Below are 14983 nucleotides of genomic sequence, written 5' to 3' on the forward strand. Positions count from 1 at the left end.
TATGGTGTCCCACCTGAAGCAGTCCATCGCACGAGCCGACGCCGTCTCTTTCGATGTGTTCGATACGCTGTTCGTCCGCCCGCTTGCCGATCCGGAAGACCTCTTCGACATCATCGGCGAGAAATTCGGCATCGCCTCCTTCCGCCGCCTGCGCCAGGAAGCGCAGGTACGGGCGTTCCAGCGCATGCGGGAGAACGGACAGAAGGAAATCACGCTCGACGGCATCTATGCGTGCTTCGATTCCGTGTCGGTGCCGGCATCCGTGCTGCGCGATGCCGAGTACCAGCTCGAACTCGCCCTGACGCTGCCCAATCCCGATCTCATGGACGTGTTCAGGCAGACGATCGCCGATAAACCCGTCGTCATCACGTCGGATATGTACCTGCCGCAAGCCTTCTTCGACGATCTTTTCCACAAGCACCGGCTGCAGCCCAGCGCGACCTTCATTTCGTCGGAGCGAAACGCAACCAAGCGCGATACCGGTGAACTGTTCGACCGGGTGTCACAGGAACTCGGCATAGACCCGGGGCGCATCCTGCATATCGGGGACAATCCGCTGTCGGACGTGGAACGGGCCAGGCAAAAAGGCCTGTCCGCCTATCATTACGTCGATCCCACACGACAGCAGAAATCCAGTCGCTTTCCCCCGTCGGCATCGATCGCCGGCAGCCTCATCCGCTCGATCGCCGATCGGCCGCCGCCGGGATCGTTTACCGAACTCGGGTTTCGTTTCGGCGGGCCGGCGGCAGTGGGCTTCCTCGACTGGATTGTCCGCAAATCAGCGCAGGACAAGATCGACATCGTGCTGTTCGTATCGCGAGACGGATATGTTCTTGAACGCCTCGCCCGCACGATGCCCGCGGGGACCTTGCCGCGTTTCACCTATTTCATGGGCTCGCGCGTCGCCTTTACGCTCGCCGCCACCGACGAGTCCAACTTCAATACGCAGATGGAATTCTTCCTTGCGGGCGCACATGGATTGCGGCCGATCGAGGTGCTGGAGCGGCTGGGCGTCACGCCACCGGCCGACCGGGTGATGGATGACCTCGGCCTCGGAGCCGGAATCGTCATCAGCAATGACAATATCAGCCGCATCCGGGATTTCGTGGGCGCCTTCCGCGGAGACATCCTGCAGGTATGCCGTCGCAACCGGCGCGGCCTCCTCAACTACCTCAAACAGGTGGGCGTTGAACCGGGCATGCGCGTCGCCATGGTCGATGTGGGCTGGAACGGAACGACGCAGGATGCCTTCGACCTCGCCCTCGGCAAGCTGATGCAGGTCGAACTGTTCGGCTACTACCTGTGCCTGAACGAATCGGATGATTGCCGGCGGCGGCGGCAAAGACTGAGGATGGACGCCCTGCTGTCGCGCGAATCAATCGGCCCGGAACGGGTAACCGCCGTTTATGCCAATCGTGTCGCCGTCGAACTGTTCTTCTCGGCACCCCATGACGCCGTCATCGGCTACCAGGATGCGATTGGAAAGGATGTCGCCATCATCGAGGATTCCGGGCGAATTGCCATTGATGGCCATGCCCGAATTTCGACGGAGATCACGGACGGCATCGAACAGTTCGCGCTGACATTCCGTAATCTTTGCGCCGAGATCGGCCTTGTTGCCGATCCGCTGGCGACTGCACTGCCGGTTGTGGACTTTGTCGAATCGATTGACGCGGAAACGCGCGGCTTACTGGCGTCCGTCGAAAATTTCGATGCATGGGGCAGTACGCGAAACCAGCGCGTCGCGCTGACGACATACCTGCCGTAAGGCAAGGCCCGTCCCCTGCCGGGCATCGGCGCCCCCCGACGGGCCGCCGACGCCCGGACCTACAGGATTTTCCTTGCCGTGCGCTCCTTCCCTCCCAGAAGGTCGATCGCGAAAAGGATCCAGCCGACAATGAAGGCGAAAAACGCCCACTGGATATGGGGTGGCACAAAGCGGAACGTCACGACGGAACGACCCTGTCGAACCGGTATCTGCTGAAAAATCTCGCCCGTCCGGCTGATCGGCACCGGGTTGCCGTCGACGGACGCGTGCCAGCCCTCCATGTACATTTCCAGGCGGGTCAGTTGCGACGGTCCGGTGCAATCGACGTCCATGAGATCGCGGGAACGAGGCGTCAGCACACAGCCGGGTGCCGCGGCATAGGGTGTCGGATCGGGCAGTTCGAAAATCCGCATCACGCCGTTTCCGAATGCTTCCCGCACGCCATGATCGGCTGCGGCATAGTGCTTGAACGATGCGAAGCCCGGGCTGTCCAGTGATCCCGCAGGCACCAGGACAAATCGCACGCCCGCCTTCCGATAGGCCTCGACGTTCACCACCAGATTGTCCGCCGCGGACGGACCGTTCGGATCGTTCCGGCTGAAGCCTGTGAAGAGGATCGACGGCGCATTGGCATCGAGGTGCCGGGCAACGTAATCCGTCCAGTCCCTGGGGAGCGGAAGATCGTTGTGGTTGATGGACGCAATCCCGAAATAGCTGCCATAGTTGGGTTGAACCGGCCCGAATGTCGCGAAACGCTGAAAACCGAGATGCTGCTGCAGGTACTGTACCCCTGTCAGGTCGATGGCGCCATGCGACGGAGAACTGAGTGACGGCAAGGCAAACAGCACGGCGACTTCCGCGACGAGCACGCCCGCCATGCCGCGTGACCGTGTCGCCGCCGTCAGGGGCAGCCAGGCCAGCACGCCGGTACCGATCAGCAGGATCGCGGCAAACACGATGCTGTCCAGCGCAAGCCTGTTGCGCGCCAGGGGCAGATGATGTCGATGCGTCACATAGGCGGTCACGACGCAGACGGCCGCAACGGCAATGCAGGCGGCGGTAACCCGGGCGAACCTGTGGTTTCGTGCCAGGTCCGTCAACCCGAATGCGGCGAGCACGCACAGGCAGAATTCCCAGGACGGCGACAAATAACGGTAGAGCGCCACGAACTTGAACCCCGGGAAGAACTGGGCAAGGAGGCCGGCCCCCGGTGCGCCGTACGCGATGCCGATCGTCACGACAATCCACAGCCCCAGCGCGACCCTCACGCCGCGCAACGCCTGTCCTCCCAGGCCGCACAGCGCAAGGACAGGCAGAATGCAGCCTGTGTATCCCCCCACCGATGACCAGAACTCCGTATATTGCGGAATCTGGAAGATTCCGCCGAAGGCATAAGGCACCAGCAGGGCGAACAGGAAGGCCGGACTCAGCGAGATGAACGCGAAACCACCATTCGCGTGTCCCCCCGTGTTGGCAACAAGCATATAGTCGCCGAACGGAACGAGGATCAGTGCGGAAATCGCCAGTGCGGCCAGGCCAGAAACGACGATCCGGCGCAGGAAGGCCCAGCGCATCGGACGCGCGAGTGAACCCAGCCGCACCAACGTCCAGGCAAGGACCAGCAGGCCGTCCAGATAGGCGACCTCGGGAAAGCCGGCATAGAGCGAAGCGGAGAGCCCGATCGTGACCCATGCGCCGCCTCCCCTGCGTCCGGCCTCGACCCGCTCCCGTATCGTTTCGACGCCCAGGAGGGTCAATGGCAGGAAGGCGATGGGATTGATAACGGCATTGGCCAGCCAGGCGAATGTGCCATCGAATTCGAATACAAGGGCCGCGGCAAGCGCGCCGAAGCGCATGCATCCGATCTTGCGCAGTACTGCATAGGTCGAAAGGCCCGCAATGATCTGCAAGCATAGATGCATGTACAACTGGCCATTATGCAGCGCCAGCAATAACGTCAATGGGAACAGCGCCGCCGACTGCATTTCCCCGGCAAGGGGCATACCCACGCCCTCATAGGGATTCCACCACGGCAGGCGTCCGCTCAGAACATCCTCGGCCGCCCGATACCCCAGTGCATGACTCGTGAAACCGATGTTCGGGTCGATGGTCGGCATCGGCGGATAGCCGGTTAGCGGACCGGCATGCAGACCGGTCTGGAGCCCGGCATAGAGCAGCGCAGGATCGGCGATCAGCAGGCCGATCAGAAGTGGAAACTTCAGGAGAAGTGGAGCACACACCAGCAATATGACACAAAGGGCGTTTTTATTTATATCGACCGATTTATTTTTTTTTATGATATTGATCATTATTGCCCACATTGCAAAATTGAAACATTTTCTCCCGAAAGGCGGCAATGCGTCCGGTTTCCCAGGCACATCCTGAACATTCAATTCAGAGGAGATCGGCCCCCCCGATTCAACACACCGTCCATGGCCCCTCGGACCATAAAGCGAATTCTGGACATTTTTCTATCAGCAAAAAAACCAAATATGACAAAAAATGGAATGACCCTTCTTAAGAAATATATCCTCCACGATACGGGAATATATTTCCTTCGCGCTAAAATGATAGAATTCCTCACCATGTAGTAATTTCTAAACGGACTGTGCAATGATATTACACGACCCAATACATTTATTCTTCCATTCCCCAAGGAATGACTCATGATTTTCTCGAAACTTATAAAACTCCGATAGCCGCGAGCCATCGCCCGCAGGCCCCATTCCACATCGACCAAGTCTATAAATAGGGATTCGTCCATCAATCCTATTTTTTGCAATATTCTGGCTGGAATTAGTGAACCGGACGCAATCAGAAAATCAACTTCCACTAATTTTTCTTTTTCCGGATCGACGTGCTGTCGAACGACCCTGCGTCCATCCCCTCGCCAGATAGCATTTATCTGCCCGTCCTGCGTGTCCCGATACGCATTTGCTACCGCACCGACCCAGACACCCTCATGTTCCAGCTTTACGCATATATCATGGAGATGGTTCACCGAGCCTTCGGGCAGGATCGTATCCTGATCCATCAGCAAAATATATTTGGCACCCTGCCCGATCCCATGGGAAATGCCGACATTCTGTGCGTGGGCCAGCCCCATATTTTCCGAAAGTTCCAGAAATTCATGCGGGCCTTTTCGAACGACGCCGCCAATCTCGGCAGCGTTGCGCGAATGGTTGTCCACGACGACGATTCTTCCAACCTGCTCATGAAGAGCTGCCATCACATCCCGAAATACCGCGATGTCGGAATTATAAGTCACCACAACAGCGCATATTTCGTGATTCATAAGAGTACTGAGAGTCCGTTCGGAACGACAATGAAGGGGGGCGGAATTTTCCCGACGCATATAAGCCAGACGCAAGAACGCACGTCCATCACCATTCTGGCACCCATTGACACCAGACGGTAAGGAAGCGCGGCCGGACATGCCGTCATGGGGACGGCAATGTCGCCCTATTCAGTTTCGATTATCGGGACAAACGCCGTATCGCTCACGCCGCCGGGTTGGCCAACAATGTGGTGACCGTCCGCGCGACACTGTCACGCCAGTGCGGCAGGCGGACGCCGAACACGTCATGCAGGCGCGTGCAGTCCAGGCGGGAATCCTGCGGCCGGGCGGCCGGGGTCGGCCAGTCGGCGGTGGTGATGGCTTCGACGACGGGCATCGGGCGGCCGAGGCGGGCCGCATCCTGCAATGCGGCGACGGCCAGGCCGTGCCAGGTGGTGTCGCCGCTGCCGGCGGCATGAGTGATCCCGGCGAACGCATCCCGCCAGCCGTCACGGGCAATGGTGTCGGCAATGGACAGGATAGCGCCGGCCAGGTCGTCGGCACTGGTCGGGTTGCCCCGCTGGTCGCCCACCACCCGCAGCACCGGGTTCTTCGCCCCCGCATTCAGCATGGTCCGCACGAAGTTCCGCCCATATGGGGAATAGACCCACGCCGTCCGCAGGATGATCGCGCGGTCATGGACCGCCAGGATCGCCTGCTCGCCTTCCGCCTTGCTGCGACCATAGACCGTGCGGGGCGAGGTCGGGTCGGTTTCGACGTAGGGCGCGCCCTTGGTGCCGTCGAACACGTAATCGGTCGAAACATGGATCAGCGGGATGCCCCGCGCGGCGCACAGCCGGGCCAGATGCGCCGGGCCGTCTCGGTTGGCACGCTCGGCCCCCGCCACGTCGTCCTCGGCCGCATCCACCGCCGTCCAGGCGGCAGCGTTGACGACCAGGCCGGGCGCGGCCTCTGCGATCGCGGTGTCCACCGTCTCCGGCCGATCGAAATCGAGGTCGGGGCGCCCGAGGCAGTGCAGGCCGGGCGAGTTGGACCGTCCCAGCGCGGTGGCGAGCTGGCCGGACCGGCCGATCACCAGGATCGGGCAGCCCACCATCAGAACCAGTCCCGCACGGTGGAAAAGTCCGGCGCGGCGGCGTCCTTCTCCGACAGGACGGCATCCTCGGGCGCCACCGGCCACGCGATGGCCAGGTCCGGGGAATTCCAACGCACCGAGCGTTCGCAGTCGCGGTCCCACAGGTCGGTGCATTTATACTGCACCTCGGCATTCTCGGTCAGGGTGCAGAACCCGTGCAGGAATCCCGGCGGAATCCAGAGCTGCGACCCGTTTTCCTCGCTCAGTTCGGCGGCGACCCATCGGCCGAAGCTGGGCGAGCCCTGCCGCGCATCCACCGCCACGTCCCAGATCGCGCCGCGCGTGCAGCGCACCAGCTTGCCCTGGGCGTGGGGCGGCAACTGGCAATGCAGGCCGCGAATCACGCCACGCTGGCGCGACAAGCTGTGATTGTCCTGCACGAACGCCACATCGATTCCAGCTTGGGCCATGGTGCGCAGGTTGTAGGTCTCGGAGAAGAACCCCCGCTCATCCGCGAAGCGGCGCGGCGTCAACAGCAGGATGTCGGGGATGGAAAGGTGTTCGATCTGCATGCTGTCTATCTCCCGTCCGCCAGGTCGCGCAGCAGGCGTCCCAGTTCGGTCTTGTGCACCGTCTGGGCGATCGCGCGCAGTTGCGCGGCGTCGATGAATCCCATGCGGAAGGCGACCTCGGCGGGCGATCCGACCAGCATGCCCTGGCGGGACTGGATGGTCTGCACGAACATCCCGGCCTGCATCAGCGCGTCGGGTACTCCGGCATCCAGCCAGGCGCAGCCCCGGCCCAGCTTTTCCACCTGCAGCGAGCCTTCTTCCAGATAGATCCGGTTCAGGTCCGTGATCTCCAGCTCGCCCCGGGCCGAGGGGCGGATCGCGCGGGCGAAGGCGCTGACGCGGGAGTCGTAGAAATACAGCCCCGTCACCGCCCAGCGCGACGTCGGCTGGGCGGGCTTTTCCACCAGGTCGCGGGCGCGGCCGTCGGCGTCGAAGCTTACCACGCCATAGCGTTCGGGGTCCTGCACCTGGTAGGCGAACACCGTGGCGCCGACATCGCGCCGCGCCGCCGCCTGCAGCAGCACGCTCAGATGGTCGGCGAAGATCAGGTTGTCGCCCAGCGCCAGCGCGCAGGCCGCGCCCTGCAGCCAGTCCTCCGCGATCAGGAAAGCCTGGGCGATGCCGTCCGGCGAAGGCTGGACGCGATAGGTGAAGCGCACCCCATACTGCGTCCCGTCGCCCAGCAGGCGGCGGAACTGCGGCAGGTCGTCGGGCGTCGAGATGATCATGATGTCCCGGATGCCCGCCAGCATCAGCGTCGAAAGCGGGTAGTAGATCATCGGCTTGTCATAGACCGGCAGCAGTTGCTTGCTGGTCGCCAGCGTCATCGGGTGCAGCCGCGTGCCCGACCCGCCGGCCAGCAGGATGCCCTTCATCGCGGTCTCGATCTTCTGCGGATTCATGCTGCGGCTCCTGCCGGGGTAACGCCCAGCCGCCGATTGCTGTCATGGCGGGCCTGCAATGCCGTCCACCAATCCTGATGGTCCAGGTACCACTGCACCGTCCGGCGGATTCCGGTCTCGAAATCGTGGCGTGCGCGCCAGCCCAGCGCGGCCTCGGCCCGCGAGGGATCGATCTCGTAGCGGAAATCGTGGCCTGGCCGGTCCGTGACGAAGCGGATCAGCCGCGCGTGCGGGCCCGCCGGGTCGGGCCGCAAATCGTCCAGCACCGTGCAGATCGCCCGGACGACGTCCAGATTGCTGCGCGGCTGGCGCGCGCCGATGGCGTAGGTCTCACCCGGCTGGCCGCGTTCGACCGCCAGCACCAGGGCCTCGGCATGGTCGTCGACGAACAGCCAGTCGCGCATGTTGGCGCCATCGCCATAGACCGGCAGCGCGCGGCCGCCGATAGCGTTGATCGTCACCAGCGGGATCAGCTTTTCCGGGAAATGCCAGAAACCGTAATTGTTGGTGGTGTTGGTCACGAAGGTCGGCAGCCCGTATGTGTGCTGCCACGCCCGCACCAGATGGTCCGACGCCGCCTTGGACGCCGAATAGGGGCTGCGCGGGTCGTAGGGCGTGCTTTCGGTAAAGGGGGCATCCCCCGGCTGAAGCGTGCCGAAGACCTCGTCGGTCGAGACGTGGTGGAAGCGGAATGCCGCCCGCCCCGCCGCATCCAGCCCCGACCAGTACTCCCGCGCCGTGTCCAGCAGCGTATAGGTGCCGACCACGTTGGTCTGCACGAACACGCCCGGCCCGTCGATCGACCGGTCAACATGGCTTTCGGCCGCCAGGTGCATCACCGCATCCGGCTGATGCGCCGCGAACACCGCCCGCATCGCCGCCCCGTCGGTGATATCCGCCCGGACATGCACATAGCGTGGGTCCGAGGAGATTTCGGCCGTGGACTCCAGCGTCGCCGCATAGGTCAGGCTATCGACATTCACCACCGAATGGCCCGTGCCGCCGATAATGTGCCGCACCACTGCCGAGCCGATGAACCCGCATCCACCCGTTACAAGAATCCGCATTGTCCTACCCATATGCAGCCGTTTTTTTCGATTAGTCGCTGAAATTGGAAAAGATTCAGTTTACGCCGCCTTCCGCCGCTCGGCAGCTTTTTTCCTTTCCGTCCCATAGACGAAAAAACCCGGCACAAGGCCGGGTTTCTTTTCGATTCGCCAGAAGGGCAGCCGATCAGGCCGCCAGGCTGTCTTCGGCAGCCGCTTCGGGGCGGGGGCCGCTATCCTGGCCCTTGGCCGCGACATCGCGATCGACCAGTTCGATCACCGCCATGTCGGCCGCGTCGCCATGGCGGATGCCCGCCTTGAGGACACGGATATAGCCGCCATTGCGGGCCTTGTAGCGGTCGGCCACCGCCGAGAACAGCTTGGAGACGATCACATCGTCACGGAGCTGGGCATAGGCCTGACGGCGCGCATGCAGGTCACCCCGCTTGCCGAGCGTGATCAGCTTTTCCACCACCGGGCGAAGTTCCTTCGCCTTGGGCAGGGTGGTCGTGATCTGCTCGTGCTTGATCAGGGCGACCGCCATGTTCCGGAACATGGCAGCGCGATGGGACGAGGTAACGCCGAGCTTCCGGCCGGCAACACCGTGACGCATGATGAAGTCTTCCTGTCTTTCCGGTCAGAACGGCTCGTCGAGCCTCTTGGCCAGGTCTTCGATATTTTCCGGCGGCCAGGCCGGCACATTCATACCAAGGGACAGCCCCATTGAAGTCAGGACTTCCTTGATCTCGTTCAGCGACTTGCGACCGAAGTTCGGAGTGCGCAGCATCTCCTGCTCGGTCTTCTGCACCAGGTCGCCGATATAGACGATGTTGTCGTTCTTCAGGCAGTTCGCGCTGCGGACCGACAGTTCCAGTTCGTCGACCTTGCGCAGCAGGTTCCGGTTGAACGGCAGGTCGTCCTGCGGCTCTTCGGTCCTGACCGGACGCGGCTCGTCGAAATTGATGAACAGCTGCAGTTGGTCCTGCAGGATACGCGCGGCCAGGGCCACCGCATCCTCGGGCGTCACCGCGCCGTTGGTTTCCACCGTCAGCAGCAGCCGGTCATAATCGGTCACCTGGCCCACGCGGGTCGGCTCGACCTTGTAGGACACGCGACGCACCGGCGAATAGATGGCATCGACCGGAATCAGGCCGATCGGCGCGTCCTCGGGACGGTTCGCCGCCGCCGGGACGTAGCCCTTGCCCAGGTTCACGGTGAATTCCATGCCGAACTTCACGCCCTCGTCCAGCGTGCAGATCACCAGGTCGGGATTCATGACTTCGATATCATGCCCGGTCTGGATCTGGCCCGCCCGCACTTCACCCGGCCCGGTGGCCGTCAGCACCATGCGCTTCGGCCCCTCGCCATGCATCCGCAGGGCAAGCTGCTTGACGTTCAGCACGATGTCGGTGACGTCCTCGCGGACGCCGGCCACGGACGAGAACTCGTGCAGGACGCCGTCGATCTGGATCGCCGTCACCGCCGCGCCCTGCAGCGAGGACAGCAGCACGCGCCGGATGGCGTTGCCGAGCGTCATGCCGAAGCCGCGCTCCAGCGGCTCCGCCACCACGGTCGCCGTGCGTAACGGCTCTCCGCCCGGCTCGACTTCCAGCTTCTCCGGCTTGATCAGAGATTGCCAGTTTTTCTGGAGGACCAAGGTGATGGCCTTTCAAAACTGATCTGCACCAAGGCAGACGGCACCCGCGTAACCGGGCGCCCGGATGACAATCAACCCCGTCCGCGACAGCGCGGACGGAAAACGAACTCGGACCCGGAGATCAGACGCGACGACGCTTGCGCGGGCGGCAGCCGTTGTGCGGCACCGGCGTCATGTCGCGGATCGAGGTGATCGAGAAGCCGACGGCCTGCAGGGCACGCAGCGCGCTCTCACGCCCCGACCCCGGACCGGACACCTCGATCTCCAGCGTCTCCATCCCATGCTCGCGCGCCTTGCGCCCGGCGTCCTCGGCCGCGACCTGGGCCGCGTACGGGGTCGACTTGCGCGAACCCTTGAAGCCCTGGGCACCAGCGGAAGACCACGCGATCGCATTGCCCTGCGCGTCGGAGATCGTGATCATCGTGTTGTTGAAGGTGGAGAGCACATGCGCCACCCCCGAGATAATGTTCTTCCGCTCTTTCTTGCGAATACGCGGAGCAGCAGCCTTCGCCATAGTCTTCCTGGTCCTGTCTGTTCAAAGACGCGGCCCGCGCCCGGTACCGCGAGGGCACCCGACACGGGCCGCGAATGCGGCGAAAGCCGCTTAGCGGGTAGCCTTCTTCTTGCCGGCGATCGCAACGGCCTTGCCCTTGCGGGTGCGGGCGTTGGTGTGGGTCCGCTGACCACGAACCGGCAGGCCGCGACGATGGCGCAGGCCGCGGTAGCAGCCCAGGTCCATCAGACGCTTGATGTTCATCGCGACTTCGCGACGCAGATCGCCTTCGACCCGATACTCGCTGTCGATCAGTTCGCGGATCTTAAGGATCTCGTCGTCGGACAGCTCGTTGACCCGGCGCTCGGCCGGGATCTCGAGACGACGGCAGATTTCCTCAGCCTTCGTCTCGCCGATGCCATAGATATAACGCAGGCCAATCGTCACCCGCTTGTTGGTTGGGATGTTCACGCCGGCAATACGCGCCACGCCACTTACTCCTCGTCCACCCGCATCGCACGGGCCCTAAAGATCGTCGCCGGGGCTTTTCCACACCACCGGCCATGCCGGAGCGTCGTGAACGTGCCGGCACCGCCGGTCAACCCCATCATCAATCGGATTCGTTTTCTCGGCACTCCGTATCCCATGACACGGGAGCCGATACCTTGAGGGCGCGCAATATACCCGCGCGCCCTTTGGAGTCAATGAATAACGATCACTTCTTCGTGATCGCATCCATGATTTCGAACACCTTCGCCGTCACCGTGTCGATATCCGCCATGCCATCGATCCGGCGCAGCAGCCCCTCGGCCTCGTAGTAAGGCAGGATCGGGGCCGTCTGCTTGCGATAGGCCACCAGGCGGGCCGCGACGGTCTCACGCCGGTCGTCCTCGCGGCGCACGAAGCTGTGGCCGCCGCAGACGTCGCAGGTGCCCTCCACCTTGGGCTTCTTGAACAGGTCGTTATATCCCGCTCCGCAGGTCGCGCAGGTGAAACGCCCGGCGATCCGGTCCGCCAGCGCCTCCTCGTCGACTTCCAGAAACAGGACAACGTCGATTCGGGCTCCGCGACGCTTCAGCATCGAATCGAGCGCTACCGCCTGCCCCTGGGTCCGCGGGAATCCGTCCAGAATGAATCCCTTGGCGCAATCGGGCTGCGCGATCCGGGATTCGAGCATGGCGACGATGACGTCATCGGGCACCAGTTGCCCGGCATCCATCAGCGCCCTGGCCTGCTTGCCGATCGCGCTTTCCGCCGCGACCTCGGCCCGCAGCATGTCGCCGGTCGAGATCTGCGCAATTCCATACCGGGCTTCCAGCCGCTTGGACTGGGTGCCCTTGCCGGCCCCGGGGGGGCCAAGAAAGATGACGTTCACCGCGCCCTGCCTTTCCCACGGGCCTTGCGCATCAGGCCCTGATACTGGTGCGCCACCAGGTGCGACTGGATCTGCGTCACCGTGTCGATGGTGACCGACACGATGATGATCAGGCTGGTGCCGCCGAAATAGAACGGGACATTATAGTGGCTGATCAGGATCTGCGGCAGCAGGCACACCGCGACCAGATAGGCGGCGCCGATGCTGGTCAGCCGCGTCAGGATCCGGTCGAAATAGGCCGCCGTGTTCGCTCCGGGACGGATGCCGGGGATGAAGCCCCCCTGCTTGCGCAGGTTGTCCGCGGTTTCCTGCGGATTGAAGGTCACCGCGGCGTAGAAATACGAGAAGAAGATGATCATTCCCGCATAGAACAGCATGTACAGCGGCTGCCCCTGCCCCAGTTCCTGCCCCAGGAACGACAGCCAGCCCGGCATGGACGCATTGTTCATGAAGCCGGCGATCGTCACCGGGATCAGCAGCACCGACGACGCGAAGATCGGCGGAATCACCCCGGCCGTATTCACCTTCAGCGGCATGTGCGTCGAGTCGCCGCCATAGATGCGCTGGCCGACCTGCCGCTTGGGATACTGGATCACCACGCGGCGCTGCGCCTGTTCCATGAAGACGATGAAGGCGATCGTGATCGCGGCCAGGACCAGGAAGACCAGCACGAAGAACGGCGACAGCGCGCCCGTGTAGCCAAGCTGAAACAGGCTGGCCAGGGCATGGGGCAGGTTGGCGACGATACCGGCGAAGATGATCAGCGAAATGCCGTTCCCGACCCCGCGCGAGGTGATCTGCTCACCCAGCCACATCAGGAACATCGTGCCGCCCAGCAGCGTCACCACGCACGAGACGATGAAGAACATGCCCGGCGCCACCACCGCGGCCCCGGCGGCGCTGTGCATGTTCTCGAGCCCCACGGCAATGCCGTAGGCCTGGAACAGCGCGATCAGGACCGTCAGGTAGCGGGTATATTCATTCAGCTTGCGCCGTCCCGCCTCGCCTTCCTTCTTCAGGTTTTCCAGCGAGGGAAGCGCCGCCGACATCAGCTGCACGATGATCGAGGCGCTGATATAGGGCATGATGTTCAGCGCGAACACGGTCATACGCCCCAGCGCACCGCCGGTGAACATGTCGAACATGCCCAGGATGCCGCCCTGGTGGCGGGCCAGAAGCTGGCCCATGACCGTGGCATCGACACCGGGAACGGGAATGTAGGTTCCCAGACGGTAGACGATCAGCGCCCCGAGGGTGAACCAGATTCGCTTCTTCAGTTCCGTTGCGTTGGCAAAGGAACTGAAATTCATATTGGCAGCCAGCTGCTCGGCCGCGGAGGCCATGCGCCCGTCCTTTCACAACAACAGCGCCACCGCACGAAACGGGACGCTGTCATGACACATCAGCAAAGAGTGTAGGGTGTCGCCTCGGTCCGGCGCAAGAGACAAGGCCGGAGAGGACACCCAAGGGGCGGCAATATCCCGATCGGAAGGGGGGCGCCGGACCGGCGCCCCACCCCGAATCGTGTTCCGCCGCAGCCCTCAGGCCGGAGCCTGGGCCTCGTCGCGCGCCGCCTTGGTCCGGACGCTGCCGCCGGCCTTCTCGACCGCGGCAACGGCGGTCGCGGACGCGCCGGAGACCTCGATGGTCACCGCGCGGGCCAGCTCGCCCTTCGCCAGCAGGCGGACGCCCGCGAACTTGCCCGACCCGACCAGGCCGGCCGTGCGCAGCACGTCCTCGGTCACCACGGTGCCGGCATCGATCTTGCCGTCCGCGATGGCCTTGTCCAGCGCGCCCAGGTTCACCGGAGCATATTCCTTGCGGAAGATGTTCTTGAAGCCGCGCTTCGGCAGACGGCGATACAGCGGAAGCTGACCACCCTCGAAGCCGTTGAGGGACACGCCCTCACGCGCCTTCTGGCCCTTCACGCCCTTGCCCGACGTCTTGCCCTTGCCGGACCCGATGCCGCGACCCAGACGCTTCTTGCGATAGCGGGAGCCCGCGTTATCGCGCAGTTCGTTCAGGTTCATTTCAACCCTCCACCTTCACGAGGTGGGACACCTTGGTGATCATGCCGCGAACCGAAGGAGTATCCTCCAGTTCCCGGGTGCGGCCGATCTTGTTCAGGCCCAGCCCGACCAGCGTCGCCTGCTGACCCGGCTTGCGACCGTTGCCCGAGGCCACCTGGGTGACCCGGATCGTCTTGGCCTCAGACATCGGCGGCGGCCTCCCCGGTTCCGGCCACGTCGCGGCGGCCCAGAATGTCCGACACCTTCTTGCCACGGCGGTTGGCCACCGTGCGCGGGCTGGCGCAACGCTCCAGCGCGGCGAAGGTCGCCTTGACCATGTTATGCGGGTTGCGGGTCCCCAGGGACTTCGCGACCACGTCATTGATGCCCAGGCTCTCGAACACCGCGCGCATCGGGCCGCCCGCGATGATGCCCGTGCCGGCATCGGCCGAACGCAGCACCACCTTGCCGGCGCCGAAATGACCGGCGACGTCGTGATGGAGGGTACGGCCCTCCTTCATCGGGACGCGGATCATCGCGCGCTTGGCGCGGTCGGTCGCCTTGCGGATTGCCTCGGGCACCTCGCGGGCCTTGCCGGCGCCATAGCCGACGCGACCCTTCTGGTCCCCCACCACGACCAGCGCGGCGAAAGCAAAGCGACGGCCGCCCTTCACGACCTTCGCAACACGGTTGATCGTGACCAGCTTGTCGACGAGATCGTCGCCTTCGCGCTCACGATCGCGGCCACCCCGGCCGCCTTCTCTCGGTTCACGTGCCATTGCGTGCCC

The 14983-nt window shown here is 63.5% G+C and carries 16 protein-coding genes; 1 reads left to right on the plus strand and 15 read right to left on the minus strand.

From position 1 onward, the window contains the following. The first annotated feature begins 1 nt into the window (after position 1). Positions 2-1768 (plus strand): HAD family hydrolase, encoded by a 1767-nt coding sequence (locus GDI_RS15990; protein WP_012227903.1) that lies wholly within the window; start codon positions 2-4, stop codon positions 1766-1768. 59 nt (positions 1769-1827) lie between these two features. Here GDI_RS15990 and GDI_RS15995 read toward each other — a convergent pair whose 3' ends face one another. The 15 genes from GDI_RS15995 to rpsE form a co-directional block, all read right to left on the minus strand. After that, complete coding sequence (locus GDI_RS15995) at positions 1828-4077, minus strand: glycosyltransferase family protein (RefSeq protein ID WP_012554695.1); 2250 nt, start codon at positions 4075-4077, stop codon at positions 1828-1830. Positions 4078-4157: 80 nt separating this feature from the next. Next, entirely contained in the window at positions 4158-5063 is a 906-nt protein-coding gene (locus GDI_RS19330; RefSeq protein WP_231854141.1) for a glycosyltransferase family 2 protein, read from the minus strand. 205 nt (positions 5064-5268) lie between these two features. Further along, on the minus strand, positions 5269-6162 hold the full coding sequence (gene rfbD, locus GDI_RS16005; RefSeq protein WP_012227908.1) for a dTDP-4-dehydrorhamnose reductase: 894 nt from the start codon (positions 6160-6162) through the stop codon (positions 5269-5271). Continuing rightward, positions 6162-6713: a dTDP-4-dehydrorhamnose 3,5-epimerase gene (gene rfbC / locus GDI_RS16010; protein ID WP_012227909.1), complete on the minus strand. Its 552-nt coding sequence runs from the start codon at positions 6711-6713 to the stop codon at positions 6162-6164. The genes rfbD and rfbC overlap by 1 nt, the downstream gene beginning before the upstream one ends. Positions 6714-6718: 5 nt before the next feature. After that, a complete protein-coding gene (gene rfbA / locus GDI_RS16015) occupies positions 6719-7615 on the minus strand; it encodes a glucose-1-phosphate thymidylyltransferase RfbA (RefSeq protein ID WP_012227911.1) in 897 nt (298 codons plus the stop codon). Then, complete coding sequence (gene rfbB / locus GDI_RS16020; RefSeq protein ID WP_012554694.1) at positions 7612-8682, minus strand: dTDP-glucose 4,6-dehydratase; 1071 nt, start codon at positions 8680-8682, stop codon at positions 7612-7614. Before rfbB ends, rfbA begins: the two co-directional genes overlap by 4 nt. A gap of 166 nt (positions 8683-8848) precedes the next feature. Then, a complete protein-coding gene (gene rplQ / locus GDI_RS16025) occupies positions 8849-9274 on the minus strand; it encodes a 50S ribosomal protein L17 (RefSeq protein WP_012227915.1) in 426 nt (141 codons plus the stop codon). 24 nt (positions 9275-9298) lie between these two features. Continuing rightward, on the minus strand, positions 9299-10318 hold the full coding sequence (locus tag GDI_RS16030) for a DNA-directed RNA polymerase subunit alpha (RefSeq protein WP_012227917.1): 1020 nt from the start codon (positions 10316-10318) through the stop codon (positions 9299-9301). 121 nt (positions 10319-10439) lie between these two features. Then, positions 10440-10832, minus strand: coding sequence for a 30S ribosomal protein S11 (rpsK, locus tag GDI_RS16035; protein WP_012227919.1), 393 nt, complete (start codon positions 10830-10832; stop codon positions 10440-10442). A 90-nt stretch (positions 10833-10922) separates the two neighbouring features. Beyond that, complete coding sequence (rpsM, locus tag GDI_RS16040) at positions 10923-11300, minus strand: 30S ribosomal protein S13 (protein ID WP_012227921.1); 378 nt, start codon at positions 11298-11300, stop codon at positions 10923-10925. Between the two features lie 226 nt (positions 11301-11526). After that, positions 11527-12186, minus strand: a complete 660-nt coding sequence (locus GDI_RS16045) for an adenylate kinase (protein ID WP_012227923.1) — start codon at positions 12184-12186, stop codon at positions 11527-11529. Then, positions 12183-13529, minus strand: coding sequence for a preprotein translocase subunit SecY (gene secY, locus GDI_RS16050; RefSeq protein ID WP_012227925.1), 1347 nt, complete (start codon positions 13527-13529; stop codon positions 12183-12185). Before secY ends, GDI_RS16045 begins: the two co-directional genes overlap by 4 nt. Before the next feature lie 198 nt (positions 13530-13727). Continuing rightward, positions 13728-14216: a 50S ribosomal protein L15 gene (rplO, locus tag GDI_RS16055; protein ID WP_012227927.1), complete on the minus strand. Its 489-nt coding sequence runs from the start codon at positions 14214-14216 to the stop codon at positions 13728-13730. A 1-nt stretch (position 14217) separates the two neighbouring features. Then, positions 14218-14403: a 50S ribosomal protein L30 gene (gene rpmD / locus GDI_RS16060; RefSeq protein WP_012227929.1), complete on the minus strand. Its 186-nt coding sequence runs from the start codon at positions 14401-14403 to the stop codon at positions 14218-14220. Next, a complete protein-coding gene (rpsE, locus tag GDI_RS16065) occupies positions 14396-14974 on the minus strand; it encodes a 30S ribosomal protein S5 (protein WP_012227931.1) in 579 nt (192 codons plus the stop codon). Before rpsE ends, rpmD begins: the two co-directional genes overlap by 8 nt. Positions 14975-14983 lie beyond the last annotated feature (9 nt).

This window comes from Gluconacetobacter diazotrophicus PA1 5, from assembly GCF_000067045.1.
GTDB classification, from domain to species: domain Bacteria; phylum Pseudomonadota; class Alphaproteobacteria; order Acetobacterales; family Acetobacteraceae; genus Gluconacetobacter; species Gluconacetobacter diazotrophicus.